The following is a 26,235-nucleotide window of genomic DNA, read 5'->3' as shown; positions in this document are numbered from 1 at the left end:
AGCAATCGGGACATCGCCTATGGCTGACATCGCCCTTGCGCCGCGACGTGCGAAAACCGAAATCCGCGAAGCGACCACCTGGGATCAGCTCCGCCACAACAAGAACTGGCTCGGCTTCTGGTTCATGTTGCCGGCGATGGCGTTCCTGATCTTCTTCCTGGCCTATCCGCTCGGGCTCGGCATCTGGCTGTCCTTCACCGACACCCGCATCGGCCGCGTCGGTCATTTCATCGGCACTGAGAACTATGAATGGTTGTGGGACGATGCCATCTTCTGGCTGTCGGTCTTCAACACGCTGCTCTACACCTTCATCGCGAGCGCCGTGAAGTTCGCGGTCGGACTCTATCTGGCGCTGCTGCTCAACGAGCGCATGCCGTTCAAGGCGCTGTTGCGGGCCGCGGTGCTGATCCCCTTCATCGTGCCGACCGTGCTGTCGGCGCTGGCGTTCTGGTGGATCTTCGATTCCCAGTTCTCGATCATCTCCTGGTCGCTCAAGCATCTCGGCCTGATCACCCAGAACATCAATTTCCTCGGCGACACCACCTGGGCCCGGATCTGCGTGATCTTCGCCAATATCTGGCGCGGCGTACCGTTCGTGGCGATCACGCTGCTGGCGGGCCTGCAGACCGTGCAGCCGTCGCTGTATGAGGCGGCGACGTTGGATGGCGCCTCGCGCTGGCAGATGTTCCGCTACATCACCTATCCCTTGCTGACGCCGATCATCGCCGTCGTGATGACGTTCTCGGTGCTGTTCACCTTCACCGACTTCCAGCTGATCTGGGCGATGACGCGCGGCGGCCCGGTCAACGCCACTCATTTGATGGCGACGCTGTCGTATCAGCGCGCGATCATCGCGGGGCAGCTGGGCGAGGGCGCTGCGATCTCGAGCGCGATGATCCCGTTCCTGCTCGCCGCGATCATGGTGTCATGGTTCGGCCTGCAACGCAGGAAGTGGCAGCAGGGAGAGAGCAATGACTGATCTTCCCGCCTCCAAGGTCGACCTCAAGAGCATCCTGTCGACGCCGTCGCGCGTCGACAACAGCGAGGGCATGAGCTACCTGCAGTCGGTGCCGCGGCGGATCGTGACGCTCTACATCCCGCTGTCGATCATCGTGATCATCCTGCTGTTCCCGTTCTATTGGATGGGGCTGACGGCGATCAAGCCGGACGAGCAACTGCTCGATCTCGACAAGTACAATCCGTTCTGGACCTGGAATCCGACCTTCAAGCACGTCCACAAGCTGCTGTTCGAGAGCTACTATCCGCATTGGCTCTGGAACACGATGTATGTGGCGGTGGGCGCCACCGTGCTGTCGATCATCGCGAGCGTGCTCGCGGCCTATGCGATCGTGCGGCTGCGCTACAAGGGCGCCAACGTCGTCGGCGGCCTGATCTTCCTGGCCTATCTGGTGCCGCCGTCGATCCTGTTCATTCCGCTCGCGACCGTCGTGTTTCAGTACGGCCTGTTCGACTCGCCCCTGGCGCTGATCCTGACCTATCCGACGATCCTGATTCCGTTCTCGACCTGGCTGTTGATGGGATATTTCAAGACCATCCCGTTCGAGCTCGAGGAATGCGCGCTGATCGACGGCGCCAGCCGCTGGCAAATCCTGATCAAGATCGTGCTGCCGCTCGCCGTCCCCGGCCTGATCTCGGCCTTCATCTTCTGCTTCACGCTGTGCTGGAACGAATTCATCTATGCGCTGACGTTCCTGCAATCGACCCCGAACAAGACCGTCCCGGTCGCCATCGTCAACGAATTCGTTGACGGTGACATCTATCGCTGGGGGTCCCTGATGGCAGGGGCGCTATGCGGCTCGCTGCCGCTGGTTATTCTTTACGCGTTCTTCGTTGAGCATTATGTCTCGGCGATGACGGGTGCCGTGAAGGAATGAGCGCGCAAGGCCCGCAGCTGAATTCGAACAAGACAAGAAAAGGAGCAGGGTCGTGCACATTCTGATTCTGGGCGCCGCCGGCATGGTCGGCCGCAAGCTGACCGAGCGTCTCTTGCGCGAGGGCCGCCTCGGCAAGCAAGAGATCACCCGGATGACGCTGCAGGACGTGGTCGCGCCGGCCAAGCCCGCGAATGCCTCGATCCCGGTCAATGTGGTCGCATCCGATTTCGCCGATGCCGGCGCCGCGGCGCCCTTGATCGCCGAGCGTCCCGAGGTGATCTTCCATCTTGCCGCGATCGTCTCGGGCGAGGCCGAGGCCGAATTCGACAAGGGCTACCGGATCAACCTCGACGGCACCCGCTATCTGATCGACGCCATCCGTGCCGTCGGCGGCGGCTACAAGCCGCGGCTGGTGTTCACGTCCTCGATCGCGGTGTTCGGCGCGCCGTTCCCCGAGAAGATCGGCGACGAATTCTTCCATACGCCGCTGACGAGCTACGGTACGCAGAAGTCGATCTGCGAGCTCCTGATCAACGACTACACCCGCAAGGGCCTGCTCGACGGGATCTCGATCCGCCTGCCGACAATCTGCGTGCGTCCGGGCAAGCCGAACAAGGCGGCGTCCGGCTTCTTCTCCAATATCATCCGCGAGCCGCTGGCGGGCGAGGAGGCGGTGCTGCCGGTCTCCGAGGACGTCCGGCACTGGCACGCCTCGCCGAAATCGGCGGTCGGCTTTCTGGTTCACGCCGGCACGATGGATCTCAACGCGATGGGGCCGCGGCGCAATCTCAGCATGCCGGGGATGTCCGTCACCGTCGGCGAGCAGATCGCGTCGCTGGAGCGCGTCGCCGGCAAGAACGTCACCGCGCGCATCAAGCGGGTGCCCGATCCGACCATCATCAGCATCGTCTCGGGCTGGCCGCGCGATTTCGCTACCGACCGCGCGCTGAAGCTCGGCTTCACCACGGCCGAGAAGACGTTCGACGACATCATCCGGATCCATATCGAGGACGAACTCGGCGGCAAGTTCGCCGCCTGAGCAACGTCCGGGCTAAAGCATGATCCGGAAAAGTGCGAAGCGGTTTCCCTCGCGACAAACGCGGAACGCGTTTGCGCGAAGATCATGCTCAGACAAGGGGCTAAGGCGCGATGATGATTCAACCAGGCTTCATCGCGCTTTAGCGCGGCGCTCGAGATGACCAGAGTTGCCAGCATCGGCGAATGCATGATCGAGCTGCGCCAGGCCCCTGGCGGGCAGCTCGGCGGGCTGTATTCGCGCTCCTATGGCGGCGACACGCTCAACACCGCGGTCTATCTGTCCCGGCTCGGCATCCACGTCGATTACTTCACGGCGCTCGGCGATGATGCGCTGAGCGATGAGATGATCGCGGGCTGGGCGAGCGAGGGCATCGGCACCAAGCATGTCGCGCGATCGGCGGGCAAGCTGCCCGGCCTCTATCTGATCCAGACCGACGACAAGGGCGAGCGGCGCTTCTTCCACTGGCGTGACAGCGCCGCCGCCCGCGACCTGATGGATCTGCCCGAAACGGAAGACATCCTGAACTCACTCGCGACCTATGACGTCGTCTATCTCTCGGCGATCACGCTCTCGATCCTGCGCGAGGACGGGCAGGAGCGATTGCTGGCGGCGCTGAAGCGTGCGCGGCTGTTGGGGACGCGGTTTGCGTTCGACACCAATTTCCGCGCCCGCGGCTGGCCGGACCTGAACGTCGCGCGGAAGGTCTTCAGCAGCGCGTTCGAGACGGCCGATATCGTGCTTGCCTCGACCGAGGATCTGGCGCCGCTTTATCCCGGCGAGAGCAACACGGCGCTGCTGGCCGGCATCTCGAGCCCCGAGGTGGTGCTGAAGCTCGCCGAGCCGGCCTGCATCGTGCGCTCGGCCGGCGGAACGCGCGAGGTGAAGGCGGAGCAGCTTACCAAGCCAGTGGTCGATACCACCGCGGCCGGGCGACAGCTTTGCCGCCGCCTATCTCGCCGCGCGGCTCGGCGGCGCCGAGCCAGAGGAGGCGGCGCGCGCCGGCCATCGGCTGGCCGGTGTCGTGGTGTGCTATCCCGGCGCGATCATTCCGCGCTACGCCATGCCGCCGAAAAAGGCGCTTCGTCTCCCACCATCCCGTAAGGCCTCGCAATGACAACGACATCGAAGCAGGACCGGATCGCCGAGCTGATCCGCCAGGCCACCGTGATCCCGGTGCTGACCATCGAGCGGCTCGAGGACGCGGTGCCGCTTGCAAAGGCGCTGGTCGCCGGCGGCGTGCGGACGCTCGAGGTGACGCTGCGGACGGCGGTCGCGGTCGACGCGGCCAGGGCCATCATCGCCGGTGTGCCGGAGGCGATCGTCGGGATCGGCACGATCCTCAATGGTGACGACCTGATGCGCGCCGAGGCACTGGGCGCCAAATTCGGCATCAGCCCGGGTGCGACGCCCGAGCTGTTGGCGGCGGCAGCCTCCAGCCGGCTGCCCTTCGCGCCGGGGATCGCGACCGCCTCCGAGTTGATGCAGGCGCTGGCCCACGGCTTCGACGTCGTCAAATTCTTCCCGGCCGAGCAGGCGGGCGGTATCAAGGCACTGCGGGCTCTGGCCGGGCCATTTCCGCAGGTCAGGGTGTGCCCGACCGGCGGGGTCAGTGAGGCCAATGCGACGACCTGGCTCGCCGAGCCGAATGTGCTGGCAGTCGGCGGTTCCTGGCTGTGCCCGGCGGCCGATATCCGCGCCGGCAATTGGGCCGGCATAACCGCCATGTGCGCGACGGCGATGAAAACGCTGAAAGCCGCCTGAAGATACGCTACATAACTCTCCGAACAGGAACAGGGAGATACAGCCATGACCGCCAGCATCGTGGGTTGGGCGCACACGCCATTCGGAAAGTTCGACGCGGAGACCGTCGAGGGTCTCGTGGTCAAGGTCGCCAACGAGGCGCTGGCTGACGCCGGCATCGCCGCGTCCGATGTCGACGAGATCATGCTCGGTCATTTCAACGCCGGCTTCTCGCCGCAGGATTTTACGGCCTCGCTGGTACTGCAGGCCAATCCGGCGCTGCGCTTCAAGCCGACCACCCGGGTCGAGAATGCCTGCGCCACCGGATCGGCCGCCGTGCATCAGGGCATTCGCGCCATCGAAGCCGGCGCCGCGAAGATCGTGCTGGTGGTCGGCGTCGAGCAGATGACGAAGACGCCGGGCCCGGAGATCGGCAAGAACCTGCTCAAGGCGTCGTATCTGCCCGAGGACGGCGACACGGTCGGCGGCTTTGCCGGCGTGTTCGGCAAGATCGCGCAGGCCTATTTCCAGAAACACGGCGACCAGTCGGATGCGCTGGCGATGATCGCCGCCAAGAACCACAAGAACGGCGTCGCCAATCCCTATGCGCAGATGCGCAAGGATTTCGGCTTCGAGTTCTGCCGCGCCGAGAGCGACAAGAACCCGTTCGTCGCCGGTCCCTTGAAGCGTACCGACTGCTCGCTGGTCTCGGACGGCGCCGCCGCGCTGGTGCTGACCGATGCCGAGACCGCCAAGACCATGGGCAAGGCGGTGAACATCCGTGCCACCGCGCATGCGCAGGATTTCCTGCCGATGTCCAAGCGTGACATCCTGCAGTTCGAAGGCTGCACCACCGCCTGGCAGCGCGCGCTGCAGAAGGCCGGCCTGCAGCTCTCCGACCTGTCCTTCGTCGAGACCCATGACTGCTTCACCGTCGCCGAGCTGATCGAATACGAAGCGATGGGCCTGACGCCGAAGGGACAGGGGGCGCGCGCGATCATGGAAGGCTGGACCCAGAAGGACGGCAAGCTGCCGGTCAATCCGTCCGGCGGCCTCAAGGCCAAGGGCCACCCGATCGGCGCCACCGGCGTCTCCATGCATGTGATGAGCGCGATGCAGCTCACGGGGCAGGCGCCCGAGGGCATGCAGCTTAAGAACCCGCAGATCGGCGGCATCTTCAACATGGGCGGCGCCGCGGTCGCCAACTACGTCTCGATCCTCGAGCCGGCGAAGTAGCTTGAACATTGCCGAATGGCTGGCGGCGACGGCACGGGCGCGTCCCGACGCGCCGGCGCTGCTGACCGGTTTCGATCTCGACGCAGACTACGCCACCTTTGCCCGCCGCGCCGCCTCGATCGGGGCGGCGCTGGCGCGCGATCACGGCATTGCCGCCGGCGACCGCATCGCGCTGTTTGCGTCGAACTGCACGCAATATCTCGAATGCCTCTACGGCATCTGGTGGATCGGCGCCGCCGCGATTCCGATCAACGCCAAGCTGCACGGCCGCGAGGCGGCATGGATCTGCGGCAATGGCGGTGCCAAGCTCGCCTTCGTCTCCGACGATACGATCGGTGCGTTGAACGAGGCGAAGGACGACTGCCCCGCCGGCATGACCACGCTGTCGGTCGACAGCGACGCTTACAAGTCGATGCGAAGCGGCGAGGGCCGACCCGCGCCGCTGCCGCGCGAGAGCAACGATCTTGCCTGGCTGTTCTACACATCGGGCACCACCGGCCGTCCCAAGGGCGTGATGCTCAGCCACGGCAATCTGGTCGCAATGTCGCTGTGCTATCTCGCCGACGTCGATCCGGCGACGCCGCACGACGCCTCGCTCTATGCCGCGCCGATCTCGCATGGCGCCGGCCTCTACAATTTCCCGCATGTCCGGATGGGCGGCCGCCACGTCGTGCCGGAGTCCGGCGGCTTCGATCCTGACGTGGTGCTCAACCTCGGCCGCCAGCTCGACAATGTCGTGATGTTCGCAGCCCCCACGATGGTGCGCCGCCTGGTCGATGCCGCGAAGAAGCGCGGCGAGAACGGCGAGGGGCTGCGCACCATCATCTATGGCGGCGGTCCGATGTACACGGCCGACATCACCGATGCGATGGCGACGATGGGCCAGCGCTTCGTGCAGATCTATGGCCAGGGCGAGTCGCCGATGACCATCACGGCGCTGTCGCGCGGCTGGCACGCCCGGAGCGATCACCCGCGCTATCTCGAACGGCTGGCTTCGGTCGGACTGGCGCAGAGCGTCGTCACCGTGCGCATCACCGACAAGGACGGCAAGTCGCTGCCTGCCGGGGAGACCGGCGAGATCGAGGTCAAGGGCGCGACCGTGATGCTCGGCTACTGGAACAATCCCGAGGCCAATGCCGAGACGTTGAAGGACGGCTGGCTGCGCACCGGCGATGTCGGCCGGCTCGACGGCGACGGCTTCCTCACGCTGTCGGACCGCTCCAAGGACGTGATCATCTCCGGCGGCACCAACATCTATCCGCGAGAAGTCGAGGAAGCCCTGCTGACCCATCCCGATGTCAGCGAGGTCTCGGCCGTCGGTGTGCCGGATCCGGAATGGGGCGAGATCGTCGTCGCCTGCGTCGTGCTGACGGACGGTGCTACCGCCGACGACGGCAAGCTCGACGCGCATTGCCTCGCCTCGATCGCCCGCTTCAAGCGGCCCAAGCGCTATGTCTATCTCGGTGCACTGCCGAAGAACAATTATGGCAAGGTGCTGAAGACCGCGCTGCGGGAGATGCTGGCGAAAGGCATGGGCTAAAGCGCGGCGAGGCTGGGTTGAATCGAAAACATCGAAAACAACCCCATGCACAGTAGGGATTGGGGTCACTAAGGTGGTTAAGGGATAGGCCGCCGCCTCCCGCCGCGCTAAGCTGCCTGTGCTTGTCACCGGGAGAACGGACCATGGGAATCGAGACGTCTCTGTCGCTGTCGGAAGTGAACGATCGCATCGCGATCCTCCGGGACAATATCAGGCAGCTGATCGAGCAGGCCGCAGGCGCAGCCGGCGCCGAAGTCGAGGAGCGCATCGCCGAGCGGCTCGAGCAGCAGAATGCGGAACTGGAAAAGCTCCTGAAGGCGCGCGAGGTGATGACGGGGCAGTCGCCGGCATAAGGGCGGCGGTGAATCCGCTTCGTTTTGCCCAGCCTGCGTTCCGCCGCACGGAAGCGGCCCGGCCGCAGCCATGCATACGCCCATACGCCCGGCGCAGCTTGATCTCTTGGAATAGCTCCCGTTACTAGCTCTATAACCACGACATCCGGGAGCGAACAGGACGATGGGACCACTGCAGGGTATCAAGGTCGTCGACATGACGACCGTGCTGATGGGACCCTACGCCACGCAGATGCTTGGCGATTACGGCGCCGACGTCATCAAGGTGGAATCGCCCGACGGCGACGTGACGCGGCAGATTGGCCCAACGCGGCATCCCGGCATGGGGCCGGTGTTCCTCAACACCAACCGCAGCAAGCGCTCGGTCTGCCTCGATCTGAAGAAGCCGGCGGGGCGCGAGGCGGTGCTGCGGCTGATCGCGAAGGCCGACGTGCTGGTCTACAATGTGCGCCCGCAGGCGATGGCGCGGCTGCAGCTCGGCTATGACGTCGTTTCCAAGGTCAACTCGCGGCTGATCTATGCCGGCGTGTTCGGCTTCGGCCAGGAGGGACCTTATGCCGCCAAGCCCGCCTATGACGATCTGATCCAGGGCGCGACCGCGCTGCCGGCGCTGATGGCGCAAACCTCGGACGGCGTGCCGCGCTATGTGCCGAACGCGCTGGTGGATCGCATCGTCGGCCTCACCGCGGTCGGCGCGATCTGTGCGAGCCTTGTGCATCGCGATCGCACCGGGCGGGGCCAACGCGTCGATATTCCGATGTTCGAGACCATGGCCGGCTTCGTCATGGGCGATCACATGGGCGGCCTGACCTACGATCCGCCGCTCGACAAGGGCGGCTATGCGCGCCATCTGTCGCCGGACCGGCGGCCGTACAAGACGCTCGACGGCTATATCTGCGTGATCGTCTACAACGACAAGCAGTGGGAGAACTTCTTCAAGGCGACCGGCCGCGACGATCTGCGCAGCGATCCGAAATTCGCGACCTTCGCCGGCCGCGCCACCAATATCGATGTCGTCTACGCCGAGCTCGCGCGCATCCTGCAGACCAAGACGACCGCCGAGTGGAACGGGATCCTCGAAAAGGCCGACGTGCCGGTAATGCCGATGCACGATCTCGAGAGCCTGCTGGAGGACCCGCATATGGTCGCGACCGGCGTCTTCCCCGTGGTCGATCATCCGACCGAGGGGCGGATCCGCAGCATGACGCCGTCGGCGCGGTGGTCGGAGACCAAGGTCGAGCCGAGCCGGCTGGCGCCACGGCTCGGCGAGCAGAGCGCGGAGATTTTGCGGGAGGCAGGCTTCTCCACCGAGGAGATCGCGGCGATGGTGCGCGACGGCGCGGCCAAAGCGGTGCAGGCATAGGAGCACGACAGATGGATTTCGCACTCTCCGCCAACCAGGAATCGATCCGCGATGCCGTCGCCAAGATCTGCTCGCGCTTTGACGAAGCCTACTGGCTGAAGAAGGACAAGGAGGGCGGCTATCCGGCCGACTTCCACCGCGCGCTGGCCGATGCCGGCTGGCTCGGCATCTGCATCCCCGAGGAATATGGCGGCTCCGGGCTCGGCATCACCGATGCCGCGATCATGATGCGCACGATCTCCAAATCCGGTGCCGGCATGTCCGGCGCGTCCGCGGTGCATATGAACGTGTTCGGGCTCAATCCGGTGGTGGTGTTCGGCACCAAGGAGCAGTGCCAGCGCATGCTGCCGCCGATCATCGACGGCCGCGACAAGTCCTGCTTCGCGGTGACCGAGCCGAACACCGGCCTCAACACCACGCAGCTCAAGACCCGCGCGGTGCGCCAGGGCGACAAATACATCGTCAACGGCCAGAAGGTGTGGATCTCGACCGCCCAGGTCGCCAACAAGATCCTGCTGCTCGCGCGCACCACGCCGCTGGAGGAGGTGCGCAGCCCGACCCATGGCCTCAGCCTGTTCTACACCGATTTCGACCGCAAGCGCGTCACCGTGCACGAGATCGAGAAGATGGGCCGCAAGCCGGTCGATTCCAACGAGCTGTTCTTCGAGAATTTCGAGATCCCGGTCGAAGACCGTATCGGCGAGGAGGGCCGCGGCTTCGAATACATCCTGCACGGCATGAATCCCGAGCGCATCCTGATCGCGGCTGAAGCGGTCGGCCTCGGCCAGATAGCGCTGAAGCGGGCGTCGGAATATGCCAAGGGCCGCATCGTGTTCAACCGGCCGATCGGCATGAACCAGGCGATCCAGCATCCGCTGGCGAAGTGCTGGATGGAACTGGAGGCAGCCTGGCTGATGGTGCTGCGCGCCGGCTGGCAGTATGACCAGAACCTGCCCTGCGGCCCCGCGGCGAACTCCGCAAAATATCTCGCGGCGGAAGCCGGCTTCCATGCCTGCGAGCAAGCGGTGATGACCCATGGCGGCTTCGGCTACGCCAAGGAGTACCACGTCGAGCGCTACTTGCGGGAATCGCTGATCCCGCGCATCGCGCCGATCAGTCCGCAGCTGATCCTCAGCTTCATCGGCGAGAAGGTGCTCGGCCTTCCGAAGTCGTATTGAGATGACGCAAGTCATTGTAGGTTGTCATTCCGGGATGGTCCGAAGGACCAGACCCGGAATCTCGAGATTCCGGGTTCGATGCTTCGCATCGCCCCGGAATGACGCTCTGAGATAGGTGCGCTGAAATGAGCTTCGTGACCGGCGTCGGCCTCACGTCCTACGGCAAGCATGAGGGCCTGTCCTCGCTCGACCTGATGAGCAAGGCGGCCGAGCTTGCGATCTCGGATGCCGGGCTGAAGCGCTCCGAGATCGACGGCATCCTCTGCGGCTACTCCACGGTCTCGCCGCATATCATGCTGGCCACGGTCTTCGCCGAGCACTTCGGCATTCGCCCGTCTTATGCGCACGCCGTTCAGGTCGGCGGCGCCACCGGGCTTGCGATGACCATGCTGGCGCATCACCTAGTCGACGCCGGTGTTGCAAAACACGTGCTGGTGGTCGGCGGCGAGAACCGGCTGACCGGGCAGAGCCGCGACGCCTCGATCCAGGCGCTGGCCCAGGTCGGGCATCCCGACTACGAGGTGACGCTGGGGCCGACGATCCCGGCCTATTACGGCCTGGTCGCGACGCGCTACATGCATGAATACGGCCTCACGCAGGAAGACCTCGCCGAGTTCGCGGTGCTGATGCGCAAGCACGCGCTGACGCATCCCGGCGCGCAATTCCACGAGCCGATCACGGTTGCCGACGTGATGGCCTCCAAGCCCGTGGCGATGCCGCTCAAGCTGCTCGACTGCTGCCCGGTGTCGGACGGCGGTGCGGCCTGTGTGATCAGCCGCGAGCCGACCGGCGAGCGGCAGGTCCGCGTCCGCGGCTGCGCCCAGGCACACACCCATCAGCACGTCACCGCAGCGCCTGCGCTGAGCGAACTCGGCGCCGAGATTTCGATCGCGAAAGCGAAGCAGGCGGCGGGCGTCGCGATCCCGGACGTGCGCTACGCCGCGGTCTATGACAGCTTCACGATCACGCTCGCGATGCTGCTGGAGGATCTCGGCCTTGCCGGGCGCGGTGAGGCGGGCGGTGCGGGTGCGCGCCGGCTATTTCAATCAGGATGGCGAGATGCCGCTCAACACCCATGGCGGCCTGCTCAGCTATGGCCATTGCGGCGTCGGCGGCGCGATGGCGCACCTGGTCGAGACCCATCTGCAGATGACCGGCCGCGCCGAAAATCGTCAGGTGCGCGACGCCTCGGTGGCGCTGCTGCACGGCGACGGCGGGGTGCTGTCGTCACATGTCAGCATGTTCCTGGAGCGCGTGCGATGAGCGGACCGATCGCCGACTGGACCAAGGGCGCGGAAGCCATCGTCTACCAGTCCTGCAACGGCTGCGGCGCGCGGCAATATTTCCGCCGCAGCTTTTGCGCCGCATGCGGTTCGCCCGATCTTGCCGAGCATCGCGCCAGTGGGGCAGGGACGGTGTATGCGACCTCGCTGGTCTGCCGCGCCGCGACGCCGGAGACGCGGGCGCATGTGCCTTACAACATCGTGCTTGTCGATGCCGACGAGGGCTTTCGCATGATGGCCCATGGCGACAACGACCTTGCCATCGGCGACAAGGTCGCGGCGCGCTTCACGCAATTCGCGGGACGGCTGGTTCCGTATTTCGCAAAGGCGAAATGAGGGGCTGAACGATCCAGTCAGAACGCAAGACCAGGCTGAACAGGTTCGCTCTTGCCCCTCATAGTTTGCGGATCATTTTGGGCATGATCCTTCCGAGAACCGCTACACACTTTTCGGGATCATGCCTCAGTGCCAATAAAAGATCACGCTGGCGATGACGAGCATTGCCGTCACCGCCAGCATTTGCGCAAGCGCTTCCGAGGCCGCCCTCTTGGTGGCTTCCTTCATGCGTTTCCCCTAGACTTGGGCGTGACTCATCGTTGCGCACATTGCGCGCAAGACGGCCGGATTTTTTACTCGGAACACCCCGCGTCGAGTATTCGCTTTTGACGAGTCCCCACTCAGCGAATATCGACTGTGACAGCGTTGTCTGGGAATGCGGCGGCAATTTGACTCGCGCGTGTTGCTCCTGCGACAGCAGCCCGTACAGACCGTTTTCGAGCGAAGTGGATGCCGGTTCGCGTGAAGAAAACGCGTCAAAACAAGGATCTAGAGCCCCGTTCCGATTTCATCGGAACGGAAAAGGCTCTAGTGTTTCGGAACCCGATAGAAACGACAGCAAGATCAAGGTTAGGAAATGGCCCGTATCGACTACTCCGATCCCGCGAAGGCAAGCCCGCGGACCCGCGAGATCCTCGACAAGAACCGCAACGCCAATATCTTTCGCATGATGGCGCATTCGCCAAGCTACTTTGAACAGTATTGCCGGCTCGGCGGCGCGATCCGCCACAAGGGCGAGCTCGATCCCGTCGTCCGCGAGCTTGCGATCACGCGCACCGGCATTCTCTGCGAGGCGCCCTACGAGATCGTCGCGCACAAGCGGATCGGCAAGAATGTCGGCGTCACCGACGAGCAGAACGCCGCGCTCGAGGATTGGCGGTCCGCGACCTGCTTCAACGAGGTGCAGCGCGCTGCGCTCGCCTTCACCGACGAGATCGTCAAGCTCAAGAAGCCGACCGACGCGACCTTCAAGACCATCGCGGCGAAGCTGACGCCGGCCGCGCTGATCGAGCTGCAACTCTCGGTCGGCTTCTACATCATGACGTCGAAATTTCTCGAGACCTTCGAGATCGACATGCAGCCGGTGACGGAAGTAGTGAGCTGAGCGGATCGCGTCGCGGAGTCCTTCGCCTCGCCCCGCCTGCGGGGAGAGGCCGGAGCGCATGCAGCGAAGCGGAATGCGGTCCGGGTGAGGGGGAATCTCCGCGAGTCTAACTCGAAGTTATTTTGCGGATGCAGCCCCTCACCCCAACCCTCTCCCCTAAGAACGCAGGGGTGTCCGGGGAATGATTCACTGTGTCGCGGTGCATGCTCGGCAGGACCGAGGCAAATCGGTCTTTTCTGGTTGTCGAGACACAGAGGGCCGAGCATGCGATATCGCGGTAGCATTTTTGGAAGGCTGCTTGAACCGATCAATCGACGGCAGTTTCAGACGGTTGTGGATCGTCTGGACGGGGATGCCTACGACAAGTCGTTCAGGAGCTGGGATCATCTGGTGGCGCTGATCTATGCCCAGCTTAGCGGCAACAGCAGTCTGCGCGGGGTGGTGACTGGCTTCAACGCCAATTCGCAGCATCACTATCACTTGGGAACCGGCAAGCTGTCGCGCTCGACGTTGTCCGATGCCAATGCCCGCCGTCCGATCGGCATTTTCGCGCAAACCTTTGCGGCGCTGTCGGCGATGGCGCGTCGCCAGCTGCGGAGTGAAGGCATGGAGATGGTGCGTCTGATCGACGCCAGTCCGATCCCGCTCGGCAAGGTCTGCAGTTGGGCGACGTGGAACGGCCGCATCCGCGGCATGAAGCTGCATGTCGTCTACGACCCAAGGAGCGATGTCCCGACCTGCGTCGAGATGACGGCCGCGAACGTCAATGACATCGAGATCGGCCGACAGACCCCAATCCAGCCCGCCACCACCTATGTGTTTGACAAGGGATATTGCCGTTTCGACTGGTGGCAGAAGATCAATGATAGCAAGGCTTTCTTCGTTACCCGGGCGAAGACGAGCATCCGTCTTCGCTCGCTCAGGCATCGCGCCATCCGCAAGCGTAACGGGGATGGCTTCGAAATCCTTGCCGATGACGAGGTGAAGCTCACCAGCAAGGGCGATTCGCGCCTTCCAATCCCGCTCCGCCGCATCAAGATCAGACGCGAGAAAGGCGGCAAGATCACACTCCTGACCAACGACCTTGCCCGTAGCGCCGTCGAGATCGCCGCCCTCTACAAGAGCCGATGGCAAATCGAGCTGCTGTTCCGCTGGATCAAGCAGCATCTCGATATTCGCAAGTTCCTCGGCGCCAACGACAACGCGATCCGCCTTCAGGTGCTCGCTGCGATGATTGCCTACCTGCTGCTGCGCATCGCCGCTCACACCAACTGCATCAAAATGCTCCCGCTCAGGTTCGCCGAACTCGTCGGCCAGCTCCTGCTCACGCGTCGATCCCTCGCTGCCATCGACAAACCTCCGCCCATCAACCCCAGCCGTCGGAAATCAACCATCTCACCTGACCAGATGGAGCTCCGCTATGCCTGAATTTCCCCGGACACCCCTGCGAAGGGCGGGGAGAGGGAGAACAGAGAGACCTACCCCGACGTCAGCAGATCCACCTTGGCGTTCGCCACGATCAGCCGATCGGCGAGGATCTGCACGAGGTTGCGCATGATCCGCTCGCCGGCGCGCGGATGTCGCTCGCGGAAGCGCTCGAAATCCTCGATCGTCACTTCGTAGGTGGTCGCCGACATGTCGGCGACCACGTCCGCGACCCGCTTCGGCTCCAGCAGCGCCATCTCGCCGAACGCCATGCCGGCAGTCAGCGTCGCGAGCCGGATGCCGTCCGGCAGGGTGACGTGAACCACGCCGCTGCGCAGGAAGAACAGTGAGGTGGCCTCACTGCCCGCGGCGATGACCTTTTCATTCTGCTGGTAGGTCCGGACCGTGCAAAGCGAGGTGAGATCGGCGATCTCGGCTTCGCTCAATCCGGTGAGCAGCGGCTGCTCGGAAAGCTCCGTGGTCTCGAGGAAGTCGATCGAGCCGCCATAGCGGTAGACGATCTGGTCCTCGGCCCACTCGATCGCGGTGTCGAGCAGATAGAAATCCCTGATATTGCCGAGCCGCCTGGTCCACTCGCTGATCGTGGCCCATTCGCGCGAGGTCCGCTTGATGCCGGACAGGATCACGGTGACGCCGAGCTCGGCGAGCTCCTGGAAAGCTTCGGCCACCAGCCTTGCGCCGGCGCGGGTCGTCGAGGTGACGCGGCGCAGATCGAAGATCACGAATTCGGGCCGCGGGCTGCCGGCGAGGCGGCGCGAGACATAGTCGACATTGGAGAGCGACAGGGTGCCGACCAGCTCGATCACGCGGACTTCCTGGAAGTGCCTTGCCAGGATCTCCTGCTCCTGCGGCCGGCGTACCCGCCGCGACGGGTTCTTGCCGATATTGTAGTCGGCGATGATGCTGTGGCGTGCGTCGTCGCTGCGGTTGAGCATATGCAGGTCGTAATGCGCCGACAGCGTCTCGCACACCTTGATGCCGCGCACGCTGTTGCCGTGCTTGTCGAGTTTTGGCGAATAGCTGCCGAGCCCGAGCCGCGCCGGCAGTGCCGCCAGAATGCCGCCGCCGACGCCGCTCTTGGCGGGAATGCCGACGCGGTAGATCCATTCGCCGGCATAGTCGTACATGCCCGACGAGGTCATCACCGATAGCGTGCGCGCGATGGCGTAGGGCGTCACCACCTGCTCCTCTGTCAGCGGGTTGATGCCGCGATTGGCGAGCGTCGCCGCCATCACGGCGGTGTCGCGTGCGGTGACCAGGATGGAGCATTGCCGGAAATAGACGTCGAGCACCGCAGGCACGTTCTCGGTGATCACGCTGTTGGTGCGCAGCAGATAACCGATCGCCCGGTTGCGGTCGCCGGTGGCGCTCTCGGAGGCATAGACCGCCTCGTCGATATCGAGCTCACGTCCGGCGAAGCGGCCGAGCGCCTGTCGGATGTAGTCGAACGCGCCGTCGCCCTTGTCGGCGTGGAGCAGGCCGGAGCAGGCGATCGCGCCGGCATTGACCATCGCATTGAACGGATGGTTCTCGGCATTGAGCCGGATCGAGTTGAAGGGGTCGCCGGACGGCTCGACGCCGATCACGCTTTCCACTCGTTCGGCGCCCAGCGTGTCCAGCGCCAGCGCGAACACGAACGGCTTCGACATCGACTGGATGGTGAACGGCACCCTGGTGTCGCCGACCTCGTAGACGTGGCCGTCGAGCGTCGCCAGGCTGATGCCGAAATGGGCAGGGTCGGCCTTGCCGAGCTCGGGGATGTAGTCGGCAACCGCGCCCGCGGCCTCCGGCAGGAAGTCTGCGTAACAAGTGTGCAGAAACCGCAGCAGCGGCGGCTTCGAGCTGGACCAGGCCGTGGTGGTGGCGGTGACGGGAGGAGGCGATCGTTTCATCGCCTCCTGTTGTGCATCGCAATCAGGGCGCGCGCAACTGGTTCGGAACCAGCGCCTGACGGCGGACCAGCATCAAGGCGATCAACACCGTCGGGGCGAGGATCGCGACCCCCAGCAGCGACACCTGCAGCTGCGACAGCGGGTTGATGCCGCCGCCGGGCGTCGCGAGCACGAAGCCGCCGATCACCAGCAGCACCCGGAGCGGCCATTCCAGGGCACCGGCGCCGCGGAGGTCGCCGACGAAGGCCTGATAGCCCTGGATGCCGCCGCAGATGAACAGCGTGCCGCAGGCCGCGAGCGCCATCAGGCCGAGGCCGGCGAGATAGGGGCTCGGTCCCTGCATCACCAGCGCCGGGTTCAGCACGAAGAAGAACGGGATGAAATAGATGATGCTGCCGACCCACATCGATTCCCATCCGGTCTTCATCGCGGGCGAGCCGGCGATGCCGGCCGCGGCGAAGGAGGCGATCGCCACCGGCGGCGTGATCGACGACAGCATGCCCCAATAGAAGATGAACATGTGCACCGCCATCCGGTTCAGCCCGAGCTTCTCCAGCGCGGGCGCAACCAGGATGGCGAGGAAGATGTAGCAGGCGGTGGTGGTCAGCCCGAGGCCGAGGATCAGGCTGGTGAAGGCGCACATCACGAGCAGCAGGAACGCGTTGTCGCCCGCAAGCGTCAACAGATCGTTGGCGAGGCTCGACACCACGCCGGTCATCGAGAACGCGCCGATCAGCAGACCGCAACCGGCGAGGATGCCGACCAGCTCGACGAAGGTGCGGCCATTGACCTCGAGGAATTTTGCGATCGTCCCGAGCGTCCAGCGGCTCTCCTTGGAGAAGATCTGGTTCAGCACCAGCAGCAGCGCGGTGGCGTAGAACGGCGCGTGGCTTTCGCGCTTGAAATACAGCAGCATCACGATCAGGAGCGCGATCACGAAGACGTAGTACCAGCCGTCCTTGATCGTATCCATCACGCGCGGCAGCTCGGCGCGCGGAATGCCCTTCAGCCCGTGGCGCGCGGCGTAGGAATCGACCTGCATGAACAGGCCGACATAGTAGAGCGCCGCAGGGATGATCGCGGCCACCGCGACCTCCGCGTAGCTGATATTGAGGAACTGCGCGATCACGAACGCGGTGGCGCCCATCACCGGCGGCGCCAGCACGGCGCCGGTGGAGGCGCAGGCCTCGATCGCGCCGGCATAGGAGGCGCGGAAGCCGCTCTTCTTCATGACCGGGATCGTCATCGTGCCGGCGGTCAGCACGTTGGAGACGATCGAGCCCGACATCATGCCGAGCAGGCCGGAGGCGAAGATGCAGACCTTGGCGGCGCCGCCGCGGAACGTGCCGCACAGCGCGAAGGCGAGGTTGATGAAGAATTTTCCGGCGCCGGTCATCATCAGCGCGGTGCCGAACACCAAAAAGCCGATTACGGTGTCGGCGAAGGCCTGGATCGGAATGCCGAGCAGGCTCTCGCCGGACAGCACGTGATAGGCCGTGGTCTGGTCGAGCGTCAGCTGCGAGCCGCGGAACGGGCCGAGCCAGCTGGCCTCGGCGAACAGTGGATAGACGGTGAAGGGCAGCACGCTGAGCAGGAGGCTCCAGCCGCCGGTCCGGCGCAGCGCCTCCATCAGCATCACCCACATCACCAGGCCGGCGATGATGACATTCCTCGGGGCGCCGTCGGACTCCCAGCCATATTGCGCCGCCTTGCGCACGTTCAGCATCAGCCAGATCGAGGCGGCGAAGGTCGCGACGGCAAGCGCGAGGTCATACCAGGGAATGCGGTTCAGCGGCGCGCGCTCCGATCCGGGGAAGATCAGGAACGTGAAGGGCAGCATCAGCGCGATCAAGAGATAGAAATATTCGGTGTTGAGCTGGGTGTAGTCGATGAAGAAGCGCAGCGAGAACTGCTGGTTGATGCAGAGCAGGATGGTTGCGGCGGTTGCGACCACCAGCGCCCAACGCCACACCCCGCGCAGGGTGCGCACGCGCGTGACCTCGGCCTCCTGCAGATTGTCGAGACCAGCATGCGGATCTTCAAACTCGATTCTTTTCGCAGGCGCAGCCGCGGCGTTCTCGGGCATTACGCATCCCCCAATGTTGTCCGTTTTGCCCGTAGCCTAGAGCATGATCCGGAAAAGTGCGAAGCGGTTTTCCGGAAGCACCATGCTCAAACGGGCGCAAGCGCGATGACGACTAACGCGATCTCATCGCGCGTTGGCGGGTCTCACTCAAAGCCATTGGGCATATTGGCTTTCGCAAGCGCGGCAGCGCGCGCCTTCATCCAGCCATCGAGGAAGGCCTTGTCGTCCGACGGCGGGCTCGACTTGCCGTAATCCGTCCAGGCGGCGGCCAGCACCTCCTGGCGCTTGTAAAGCGTGTTGTTGTGCGCCTCCTGCTCGTCGCTCCAGTGGCCGGTTTCCTTGAGCGCCTTCACCGCGCCGGGATGCACGGGAACGACCCAGTTCTTGGTCTGCCGGTCGGCGCCGAGCCCGGCCGCGCCGGGCGCCGAATCCTTGTAGGCGTCGTAGTTGACGATCATCGCCTTGGTGATCGCGTAGATCTGGTCGACCGGCTGCGCCGCATAGGCGACGAAGATCGGGTAGGGGTAATTGCCGAGCTGGATCGGCTTGTCCGGCGAGATGCCGGCGCCGCAGGTTGCGGTTTGCGGGAAGAAGAACGAGCCGACCTTTTTCACCCGTGCCCAGCCTTCCTTGTCGTCGGCGGGCAGCGGCGGCCACATCAGGCCGCGCGGCGAGGTCTCGGCTTCCTTGGCGGGGCCGGTGATCGTGGTGCCGAAGGCGGCATCGGTGTCGTTGTTGATCAGGCCTTTCCACATCGCCCCATAGCTTGCGAACTCGACGATCTTGACGTCCTTCTGGGTGAGGCCGCCGAACGCGAGCATCGCGAGCGAATTCTGGTTCAGCGCCGGCGAGCCGACCACGAAGCCGACGCGCTTGCCGCGAAGGTCCTTCATTTCCTTGACGCCGGCATCGGCTGCCACGCCAAGCGCGCCGCAATTGCAGTCGACCGACGACAGCATGAGCTGCAGCGGCTGCGGGCCCCACTCCTTGGCGCCGAACTCGAACACGCCTTCCTGCGCGAAATAGGTCCCCGATCCCATCGCCGAGGAGACCGCGCGCTTGGCGCGCAGCGGCGCGAGCCGCGCGACGTCGTTGCCGGCCGGCAGCACGCGGACGTCGGTGCCGTATTTGTCCTTCATCATCTTGCCGACGCCGACCGCGATGTTGAAGCCGGCGGTGCCGGTGTCGTAGGCGGTCACCGCCATGGTCGGCGGCAGCTTGATGTCCTCGGCCGAGGCGGGCAGGGCAGCGAAGATCGAAATGCCGGCAAGAGCGGCAGGCGCGAGCGCCATCAGCCGATGGATCATAATTCCTCCCTTTGTTTCGTTGTGCGAAACTTTTCCGGGCGGGATGATTGCATCGTGATCCGGCGATGGCAACGCTACCTCCGGCGCAAGCCGGCGATTTCGGCCGCTGCATCACCGGACAGATTGTCGCGGCCGGATGGCAGGGGTGGGATCTCAGGTCTCGACGATCGCGACCGCCTGGCCTTCGGCGATGACATCGTCGATCTTGACCAGAATCGACTTGATTTTGCCCGCTGTCGTCGACGTGACCGGTATTTCCATCTTCATCGCTTCGACGAACGCAATCTCGTCGCCATTGCCGATGCTGCTGCCGGTCTCGACAGGAAGCGCGCAAACGCGCCCGGCAACTTCGGTCACAACCTTGATCTCTGGCATTCCACTCTCCGATACCGTCTTGCGGAAATTTCATCCGGCGAACGGCTTTTTGTTGTGGCGGCAGATTGCCTGAGGTAGCTTCTTCTGCAAGTGGAATTTTATTCCGCAGGACGGAATGGAGCCAAACAGATGGGAAGGCGCTCGGAACGGCTTAGCAGGCAGGGAATGCTCGCCAGCGAGACAGGCGATGGCGATGTCATCCAGGTGGTGTCGCGCGCCTTCGATGTGTTGCGGTGCTTCGAGGGACACGAGGCCCGGCTCGGCAATCTCGAGATCTCGAACCGCTGCGGCCTGCCGCGTTCGACGGTGTCGCGACTGACACACACGCTGACGCGGATGGGACAGCTCGTCTATCTGCCGCGCGACCAGAAATATCGCATCGGCCCGAGCGCGGTCGCGATGAGCACCACGATGATGAAGGGGCTGCAGTTGCGCAATCTGATCCGGCTGCGCCTGCAGGATGTCGCCGATCAGTTGCCCGGCACGGTGGGCTTCGTCATCCCCGACCGCTTTCACCTGGTCTATCTGGAGTTCGCCCGCGCGGCGAACGCGCTGGGCCTGCATGAGGCCACCGGCAGCCGGATTTCGATGGCGACCACCGCGGCCGGCCACGCCTACACGGCCGCGCTCGATCCCGCGGTCGGCGACGCGCTGATCGCCGAGATGGAAGGCGAATTGCCCGACAGCGCGCCAAGATGCTGACGCCGCGCATCGAGGCCAACCGCCGGCATTTGCAGGAGCACGGCTACGTCGTCGCCTGCGGCCTGTGGAGCCCGCACATCAACGGCGTCGCGGTGCCGCTGTGGTCGCCGCAGTATCAGACCTATGTGGTCACCACGATCGGCCTGCTCTCGGCGATGTATGACGAGGCGCGGCTGCATCGCGAGGTCGCGCCGCAAATGGTCGAGCTCGCCGCCGCGCTCGGCAGCCTGCTCGAAGGCGCCGACGGCGACATCTTCAGCAATCGGATCGAGCGCAAGTCGCTTCCGGTGACCGCCCATAACAACAACAAAATCATCAAGACGGGAGCAGTGAATGAACTGGAAGCCGGAACTCGACGACCTCGCCCGCCGCGAAGCGTTCGCGCGGGAGATGGGAGGCGTTGACAAGGTCAAGCGGCAACGCGACCAGGGCCGGCTCACGGTTCGTGAGCGCATCGACAAGCTCGTCGACCAGAGCAGCTTTCACGAAGTCGGTGCCATCTCCGGCATCGCCGAATATGACGAGAGCAACGAACTCAAGCACCTGACGCCGGCGAACTGCGTGTTCGGCCGCGCCAGGGTCGACGGCCGCACCGTCGTTGTGGTCGGCGACGACTTCACCGTGCGCGGCGGCTCGGCGGATGCATCGATTTCCGCCAAGCCGTTGATGGCGGAGGAGATGGCGCACGACTTTCGCCTGCCGATCGTTCGCGTGATCGAGGGCTCCGGCGGCGGCGGCTCGGTGAAAACGATCGAGACCAAGGGCGCCGCCAATCTGCCCGGCGGCGTCGGCGGTACGCGCTGGTACTGGTACACGACCGCCAATTTGGCGCGCGTGCCGGTGGTCGGTCTCGGGCTCGGCTCGGTCGCGGGCCTCGGTGCCGCGCGGCTTGCCGCCACGCACTACTCGGTCATGACCAAGAGCTCCGCGATGTTCGTCGCCGGCCCGCCGGTGGTGAAGCGCCTCGGTCAGGATCTGACCAAGCAAGAGCTCGGCGGCGCCGACATCCAGACCCGCGCCGGCGCGATCGACCAGGCCGTCGAGACCGAAGAGGAGGCGTTCGACTATGCGCGGCGTTTCCTGTCCTATCTGCCGTCGTCGGTCTACGATCTGCCGCCGACCATTCCCTGCACCGACGATCCGGAACGTGCAGAGGAATCGCTGCTCACCGCCGTGCCGCGCAACCGCCGGCAGGTCTACAAGATGCGGCCGATCATCGATGCCGTCGTCGACAAGGGCTCGTTCTTTGAGGTCGGCACCAATTTCGGCCGCCCGATCATCACCGGATTGGCACGGATCGAGGGCAGGGCGGTGCTGCTGCTCGCCAGCGATCCGTTCCACTATGGCGGCTCGTGGACCGCGGACGCCTGCCAGAAGGTAGTGCGCTGGGTCGACTTCGCCGAGACCTTCCATCTGCCGGTGGTCTACCTGATGGACTGCCCGGGCTTCATGATCGGGCTCGAGGCGGAGAAGACGGCGACCATCCGCCACGGCGTGCGGGCGATGGCGGCGGTCAACCAGAGCACGGTGCCGTGGTGCACCATCATCATCCGCAACGCCTTCGGCGTCGCCGGCGTGGTGCATCAGCCGGCCAACCGCTTCTCGATGCGCTATGCGTGGCCGTCGGCCTATTGGGGCTCGCTGCCGCTCGAAGGCGGTATCGAGGCGGCCTATCGCGCCGAGATCGATGCGGCCGCCGATCCCGCCGCCAAACTGCGCGAGATCGAGGATCGCCTCAACAAGCTGCGCTCGCCATTCCGCTCGGCCGAGAAGTTCTGGGTCGAGGAGGTGATTGATCCGCGCAAGACGCGCTCGCTGCTCTGCGAGTTCGCGCGCCTCGCCGAACCGATCCGCAAGGCCGGGCCGCCGAGCAACATGTCGACGCGGCCGTAAGGGCCCTCAGACTCAACGCGTCATGCGCGGGCTTGACCCGCGCATCCATCGAATGAGTCATCCGAAGCGGGATGGATTGCCGGGTCAAGCCCGGCAATGACGGCCTTATTACTCCGCCTCCCGATGCACGTCGTGGATCACGATGCCCATGCCGTTCTCGGGCATCTTGATCCATTCGCGCCGCTTCAGCGAGCGCTTGGTGTCCTCGTGCCCGCTCACCCAGTGCTCGCGCATCGAGGTGCCGGAGAATTCGTGGTCCTTGGCGTCGCCCTCATAGGCCTTCTGCTGATAGATCAGCTGCAATAGCGTGATCCCCGGCAGCCGGGCGTTTGCCTTCTTGAGCTGGCGCTCCTCGTCCGACAGCTGATCGTCGGGGATTTTTCCCAGCGCATTGTGCAGGGCGGTGCGCAGATTGTAGGTCTTGCGATAGACGTCGGTGTTGTAGCGGGTGCGCGACGAATACATGATGTCCTTGTGCCGGGCCATCACGTCTTGGATGTCCCGCGGCAGCGCGCCGCGCGCCGAGAACAGGTCGACCTGGAACACCAGCGAATTCATGTTGTCTTCCTGGTCGAGCAGATGCTGCAGCGGCGTGTTGGACACGATGCCGCCGTCCCAGAAATGATCGGTGCCGACCTTCACCATCGGCAGCGCCGGCGGCAGCGCGCCGCTCGCCATGATGTGCTCGGGAATGATCTCGTCATGGGCATTGTCGAAATAGATGAAGTTGCCGGACAGCACGTTCACTGCGCCGACCGCGAAGCGTATCTTCTTGGAATTGATGCGGCCGAAATCGACCAGCTCGAGCAAGGACTCGCGCAGCGGCGTGGTGTCGTAGTAGCTGGTGGCGGTGCGCGCGCCGGCCTGGCTGAACCACGGATTGGTCTGGTGCGGGGTGAAGAAGCCGGGTTGTCCGAGCGTGGTCGTCAGCCATGAGCTGGTGAAATTGCGCGCCTTGCGGAAGATGTCGCCGTCCGGGGTGTAGTGCCAGATCTTGCGGCTGGTGATGCGATCCCAGAACGTGTGCAGCCGTTCCAGCCGCTTTTCGGGCGGATTGCCGGCGATGATCGCGGAGTTGATCGCGCCGATCGAGACGCCGCAGACCCAGTCGGGCTCGATGTTGGATTCATGCAGCGCCTGATAGACGCCAGCCTGATAGGCGCCGAGTGCGCCGCCGCCCTGCAGGACCAGGGCCACGCGATCGCAGCCTTCCGGACGCCAGCCCGGCGTCGCGTGATCGATATCGTCGAAATGCGGGGTTCGCGCGTCCATATCAGACACTCCAAAAATTCGCGGCGAGAATTCAGCGCGCCGATGACGCCGTGATGACAATTGCGGCGCCCGCGCACGGCGCATCCGGCATGCCCGCTTGCATGGTTAGCATTGGGCTCCACCACGAAACGCAGGTCATGCGCCTGACGGAAATTCCTCACATCGCTGTCAATCTCGGCCGCTAGCTTTCGGGCAAACTTTTCAAACAGGGGGTTATTGCGATGCGCAGGGAATATCTGCTCAAGCTTCCGTCGATGCCGGCCGCCGGCCCGAGCTATCCCGCCGGTCCGTATCGCTTCATCGATCGCGAATTCCTCGTCATCACCTATGAGACCGATCCGGAGTTGATCCGCGCCGGCCTGCCCGAGCCGCTGGAGCCGATCGAGCAGGCGTTCGTGCATTACGAATGGATCAAGATGCCCGACAGCTCCGGCTTCGGCAGCTACACCGAGTCCGGCCTCGTGATCCCCGCGCGCCTGCATGGCCAAGAGGTCAACTTCGTCTGCCAGATGTACCTCGACGACGATCCGCCGATCGCGGCCGGCCGCGAGATCTGGGGCTTTCCAAAGAAGTACGCTCATCCCAAGCTCGAGATCGTCAAGGACACGCTGACCGGCACGCTGGAATATGCCGGCCAGCTCGTTGCGATGGGCACGATGGGCTACAAGCACGAGAGCATGGCGGGCAATGGCGACGTCACCCGCGCCACGCTGTCGAAGACGCAAGTTAATCTGAAGATGATCCCCGGCGTCGACGGGCATCTCGAGGTCTGCCAGCTGGTCGCGATCAACCTGACCGACATCGTCGTCAAGGGCTCCTGGATCGGACCCGGCCGGCTGCATTTGGTGCCGCATGTCAATGCACCGGTCGCCGATTTCCCGGTCAAGCGTGTCGTCGGCGCGCATCACTTCCTCGCCGATCTGACGCTGCCGTTCGGCCGCGTCGTGCACGACTACAACAAGGAGGCCGCGGAGGCGGCGGCGCCGACCGGTCTTGCGGCGGAGTAGGGCGGTCGCTGACATAAAACTGTAACAGGCGCGTCCTCCTATGTTGCGTCGAGGGGACGCGCTTGCTCAGCGTTGCGCGTGGGCGAGGTCTTGAACATGTCATTTCGCGCGGTTGCGTTATCGATTGCCTTGGGGGCGGGCCATGCTGGCTGATCCACCTCCCGCTCCGGTCGGGTCGCTGCTGACCCGCGAGGCAATCCCCGGTCTGGTCTGGGCGTTCCGCCTGCATCACGACGGCCGTGCCGAGGCGCTTCCGATCGATGCGCCGATCGAGCCGAGCCACGACGGAAGGCTGTGGCTGCACTTCAACCTGACCGACGTCCGCACCCGGGCATGGCTTGCCAACATGCACATCCCGCAGCTGGCGCGGGACCTGCTGCTGTCGAATGACAATTTCCAGCAGATCCACGTCGTCGACAATTGCGTCTACGGCGTGTTTTCCGATCTGGTGCGGGATATCGACGCCGCGACCCGGGAGACCGGCTTTCTCCGCTTTGCGATGACCGAACGCCTCCTGGTCAGCGGCCGCCATCAGGCGCTGTGCTCCGCCGATGCGACGCGCCGCGTGCTCGAGGGCGGCCATCGCGTCGGCAGCGTCGCGGCGCTGCTGGAGAAGATCGTTGACGAGATCGCCGACACCATGGACCGCATGGCGGACAAGATCGGCACCGATATCGATGCGATCGAGGAGCGGGTGCTCGCCGAGGATACCGGATCGGAGCTGCGCAAGAATCTGAGCCGGATGCGCCGCACCTGTGTGCGCCTGCATCGTCAGCTCGCCGGCCTGCGCGTGCTTTTTCACCGGCTCGAGCAGAAGAACACCGACAATCTCAGCCCGGCGGTGCGGCTGCAGGCCGGCAAGCTCGCGCAGCGGCTCGACGGCCTCGACCACGACATCGTCGAACTGCACGAGCGCAGCCGCCTGCTCGAGGAGGAGCTGCGCTTCAAGCTCGAGGAGGAGAGCAACAAGCACCTCCACGCGTTGTCCGTCGTCACCATGATGCTGCTGCCGCCGACGCTCGTCACCGGCATCTTCGGCATGAACACCAAGGGATTGCCGCTGACCGACGTCGACAGCGGATTTCTGGTGGCCGCAGGCCTGTTGGCCGGGTCGGCGCTGCTGGCCTATCTGCTGATGCGGCGGCTTGGCATCGTCAAATAGCGCGATCGCACCGCGGCATTTCCCA

At 64.6% G+C, this 26,235-nt stretch carries 20 protein-coding genes and 3 pseudogenes; 18 read left to right on the top strand and 5 right to left on the bottom strand.

All coding sequences use genetic code 11. From position 1 onward, the window contains the following. The first annotated feature begins 19 nt into the window (after positions 1-19). The 14 genes and pseudogenes from ACVWZM_RS00445 (at position 20) to ACVWZM_RS00380 (ending at position 14,496) form a co-directional block, all read left to right on the top strand. Positions 20-979, top strand: coding sequence for a carbohydrate ABC transporter permease (locus ACVWZM_RS00445; RefSeq protein ID WP_057019734.1), 960 nt, complete (start codon positions 20-22; stop codon positions 977-979). Then, on the top strand, positions 972-1,895 hold the full coding sequence (locus ACVWZM_RS00440) for a carbohydrate ABC transporter permease (protein ID WP_057019735.1): 924 nt from the start codon (positions 972-974) through the stop codon (positions 1,893-1,895). Before ACVWZM_RS00445 ends, ACVWZM_RS00440 begins: the two co-directional genes overlap by 8 nt. 52 nt (positions 1,896-1,947) lie before the next feature. After that, positions 1,948-2,934: a D-erythronate dehydrogenase gene (denD, locus tag ACVWZM_RS00435; protein ID WP_028344631.1), complete on the top strand. Its 987-nt coding sequence runs from the start codon at positions 1,948-1,950 to the stop codon at positions 2,932-2,934. A gap of 156 nt (positions 2,935-3,090) precedes the next feature. Next, positions 3,091-4,048: pseudogene (locus ACVWZM_RS00430) on the top strand (sugar kinase). Beyond that, complete coding sequence (eda, locus tag ACVWZM_RS00425; RefSeq protein ID WP_229191241.1) at positions 4,045-4,695, top strand: bifunctional 4-hydroxy-2-oxoglutarate aldolase/2-dehydro-3-deoxy-phosphogluconate aldolase; 651 nt, start codon at positions 4,045-4,047, stop codon at positions 4,693-4,695. Before ACVWZM_RS00430 ends, eda begins: the two are co-directional and overlap by 4 nt. Positions 4,696-4,740: 45 nt before the next feature. Continuing rightward, a complete protein-coding gene (locus tag ACVWZM_RS00420) occupies positions 4,741-5,910 on the top strand; it encodes an acetyl-CoA acetyltransferase (protein ID WP_456851420.1) in 1,170 nt (389 codons plus the stop codon). Between the two features lies 1 nt (position 5,911). Further along, positions 5,912-7,450: a class I adenylate-forming enzyme family protein gene (locus ACVWZM_RS00415; RefSeq protein WP_456851418.1), complete on the top strand. Its 1,539-nt coding sequence runs from the start codon at positions 5,912-5,914 to the stop codon at positions 7,448-7,450. 143 nt (positions 7,451-7,593) lie between these two features. Continuing rightward, positions 7,594-7,803 carry a hypothetical protein gene (locus ACVWZM_RS00410; RefSeq protein ID WP_057019739.1) on the top strand — a complete coding sequence of 70 codons (210 nt, stop codon included), beginning with the start codon at positions 7,594-7,596 and terminating at the stop codon, positions 7,801-7,803. 163 nt (positions 7,804-7,966) lie between these two features. Beyond that, positions 7,967-9,166, top strand: a complete 1,200-nt coding sequence (locus ACVWZM_RS00405) for a CaiB/BaiF CoA transferase family protein (protein WP_456851416.1) — start codon at positions 7,967-7,969, stop codon at positions 9,164-9,166. 11 nt (positions 9,167-9,177) lie between these two features. Then, complete coding sequence (locus ACVWZM_RS00400) at positions 9,178-10,344, top strand: acyl-CoA dehydrogenase family protein (protein ID WP_456851414.1); 1,167 nt, start codon at positions 9,178-9,180, stop codon at positions 10,342-10,344. A 125-nt stretch (positions 10,345-10,469) separates the two neighbouring features. Beyond that, positions 10,470-11,607: pseudogene (locus ACVWZM_RS00395) on the top strand (thiolase family protein). Next, positions 11,604-11,963 (top strand): Zn-ribbon domain-containing OB-fold protein, encoded by a 360-nt coding sequence (locus tag ACVWZM_RS00390; protein ID WP_057019742.1) that lies wholly within the window; start codon positions 11,604-11,606, stop codon positions 11,961-11,963. Before ACVWZM_RS00395 ends, ACVWZM_RS00390 begins: the two are co-directional and overlap by 4 nt. 577 nt (positions 11,964-12,540) lie before the next feature. Continuing rightward, positions 12,541-13,068 (top strand): carboxymuconolactone decarboxylase family protein, encoded by a 528-nt coding sequence (locus ACVWZM_RS00385; protein WP_168855695.1) that lies wholly within the window; start codon positions 12,541-12,543, stop codon positions 13,066-13,068. A 264-nt stretch (positions 13,069-13,332) separates the two neighbouring features. Beyond that, positions 13,333-14,496 carry an IS4 family transposase gene (locus ACVWZM_RS00380; protein ID WP_057015126.1) on the top strand — a complete coding sequence of 388 codons (1,164 nt, stop codon included), beginning with the start codon at positions 13,333-13,335 and terminating at the stop codon, positions 14,494-14,496. A 50-nt stretch (positions 14,497-14,546) separates the two neighbouring features. Here the strand turns inward: ACVWZM_RS00380 and glsA are convergent, their stop codons facing one another. The 4 genes from glsA to ACVWZM_RS00360 form a co-directional block, all read right to left on the bottom strand. Continuing rightward, positions 14,547-16,406, bottom strand: a complete 1,860-nt coding sequence (gene glsA, locus ACVWZM_RS00375) for a glutaminase A (RefSeq protein WP_456851412.1) — start codon at positions 16,404-16,406, stop codon at positions 14,547-14,549. 22 nt (positions 16,407-16,428) lie between these two features. Then, positions 16,429-18,492 (bottom strand): TRAP transporter permease, encoded by a 2,064-nt coding sequence (locus ACVWZM_RS00370; RefSeq protein ID WP_057019745.1) that lies wholly within the window; start codon positions 18,490-18,492, stop codon positions 16,429-16,431. Positions 18,493-18,635: 143 nt separating this feature from the next. Further along, positions 18,636-19,799, bottom strand: a complete 1,164-nt coding sequence (locus tag ACVWZM_RS00365; RefSeq protein WP_057019746.1) for a TAXI family TRAP transporter solute-binding subunit — start codon at positions 19,797-19,799, stop codon at positions 18,636-18,638. A gap of 153 nt (positions 19,800-19,952) precedes the next feature. Next, positions 19,953-20,174 carry an acetyl-CoA carboxylase biotin carboxyl carrier protein subunit gene (locus ACVWZM_RS00360; protein WP_076826552.1) on the bottom strand — a complete coding sequence of 74 codons (222 nt, stop codon included), beginning with the start codon at positions 20,172-20,174 and terminating at the stop codon, positions 19,953-19,955. Positions 20,175-20,303: 129 nt separating this feature from the next. Between ACVWZM_RS00360 and ACVWZM_RS00355 the strand changes: the two are divergent. Together ACVWZM_RS00355 and ACVWZM_RS00350 are read left to right on the top strand one after the other, a co-directional pair. Next, positions 20,304-21,280 (top strand): annotated as a pseudogene (locus ACVWZM_RS00355) (IclR family transcriptional regulator). Beyond that, on the top strand, positions 21,210-22,769 hold the full coding sequence (locus tag ACVWZM_RS00350) for an acyl-CoA carboxylase subunit beta (RefSeq protein ID WP_456851410.1): 1,560 nt from the start codon (positions 21,210-21,212) through the stop codon (positions 22,767-22,769). The pseudogene ACVWZM_RS00355 and the gene ACVWZM_RS00350 overlap by 71 nt, the downstream one beginning before the upstream one ends. Positions 22,770-22,877: 108 nt before the next feature. Here the strand turns inward: ACVWZM_RS00350 and ACVWZM_RS00345 are convergent, their stop codons facing one another. Beyond that, a complete protein-coding gene (locus tag ACVWZM_RS00345; protein WP_456851408.1) occupies positions 22,878-24,041 on the bottom strand; it encodes a patatin-like phospholipase family protein in 1,164 nt (387 codons plus the stop codon). Between the two features lie 221 nt (positions 24,042-24,262). Between ACVWZM_RS00345 and ACVWZM_RS00340 the strand changes: the two genes are divergently transcribed. Together ACVWZM_RS00340 and ACVWZM_RS00335 are read left to right on the top strand one after the other, a co-directional pair. Then, complete coding sequence (locus ACVWZM_RS00340; RefSeq protein ID WP_456851406.1) at positions 24,263-25,048, top strand: acetoacetate decarboxylase; 786 nt, start codon at positions 24,263-24,265, stop codon at positions 25,046-25,048. A 142-nt stretch (positions 25,049-25,190) separates the two neighbouring features. Next, positions 25,191-26,210, top strand: coding sequence for a transporter (locus ACVWZM_RS00335; RefSeq protein ID WP_456851404.1), 1,020 nt, complete (start codon positions 25,191-25,193; stop codon positions 26,208-26,210). The last annotated feature ends 25 nt before the right edge of the window (positions 26,211-26,235 follow it).

It is taken from the genome of Bradyrhizobium sp. USDA 4501, assembly GCF_054062115.1.
This window is presented reverse-complemented; position numbering and strand designations above follow the sequence as displayed.

Excerpts from the sequence above, each read along its gene's own strand:
- ACVWZM_RS00405 (WP_456851416.1), top strand. The coding sequence starts at position 7,967 with ATGGGACCACTGCAGGGTATCAAGGTCGTCGACATGACGACCGTGCTG.
- ACVWZM_RS00360 (WP_076826552.1), bottom strand. The coding sequence starts at position 20,174 with ATGCCAGAGATCAAGGTTGTGACCGAAGTTGCCGGGCGCGTTTGCGCG.
- ACVWZM_RS00385 (WP_168855695.1), top strand. The coding sequence starts at position 12,541 with ATGGCCCGTATCGACTACTCCGATCCCGCGAAGGCAAGCCCGCGGACC.
- ACVWZM_RS00370 (WP_057019745.1), bottom strand. The coding sequence starts at position 18,492 with ATGCCCGAGAACGCCGCGGCTGCGCCTGCGAAAAGAATCGAGTTTGAA.
- ACVWZM_RS00440 (WP_057019735.1), top strand. The coding sequence starts at position 972 with ATGACTGATCTTCCCGCCTCCAAGGTCGACCTCAAGAGCATCCTGTCG.
- eda (WP_229191241.1), top strand. The coding sequence starts at position 4,045 with ATGACAACGACATCGAAGCAGGACCGGATCGCCGAGCTGATCCGCCAG.
- ACVWZM_RS00390 (WP_057019742.1), top strand. The coding sequence starts at position 11,604 with ATGAGCGGACCGATCGCCGACTGGACCAAGGGCGCGGAAGCCATCGTC.
- ACVWZM_RS00340 (WP_456851406.1), top strand. The coding sequence starts at position 24,263 with ATGCGCAGGGAATATCTGCTCAAGCTTCCGTCGATGCCGGCCGCCGGC.
- ACVWZM_RS00410 (WP_057019739.1), top strand. The coding sequence starts at position 7,594 with ATGGGAATCGAGACGTCTCTGTCGCTGTCGGAAGTGAACGATCGCATC.
- ACVWZM_RS00380 (WP_057015126.1), top strand. The coding sequence starts at position 13,333 with ATGCGATATCGCGGTAGCATTTTTGGAAGGCTGCTTGAACCGATCAAT.
- ACVWZM_RS00345 (WP_456851408.1), bottom strand. The coding sequence starts at position 24,041 with ATGGACGCGCGAACCCCGCATTTCGACGATATCGATCACGCGACGCCG.
- ACVWZM_RS00335 (WP_456851404.1), top strand. The coding sequence starts at position 25,191 with ATGCTGGCTGATCCACCTCCCGCTCCGGTCGGGTCGCTGCTGACCCGC.
- ACVWZM_RS00350 (WP_456851410.1), top strand. The coding sequence starts at position 21,210 with ATGAACTGGAAGCCGGAACTCGACGACCTCGCCCGCCGCGAAGCGTTC.
- ACVWZM_RS00420 (WP_456851420.1), top strand. The coding sequence starts at position 4,741 with ATGACCGCCAGCATCGTGGGTTGGGCGCACACGCCATTCGGAAAGTTC.
- ACVWZM_RS00445 (WP_057019734.1), top strand. The coding sequence starts at position 20 with ATGGCTGACATCGCCCTTGCGCCGCGACGTGCGAAAACCGAAATCCGC.
- ACVWZM_RS00400 (WP_456851414.1), top strand. The coding sequence starts at position 9,178 with ATGGATTTCGCACTCTCCGCCAACCAGGAATCGATCCGCGATGCCGTC.
- glsA (WP_456851412.1), bottom strand. The coding sequence starts at position 16,406 with ATGAAACGATCGCCTCCTCCCGTCACCGCCACCACCACGGCCTGGTCC.
- ACVWZM_RS00365 (WP_057019746.1), bottom strand. The coding sequence starts at position 19,799 with ATGATCCATCGGCTGATGGCGCTCGCGCCTGCCGCTCTTGCCGGCATT.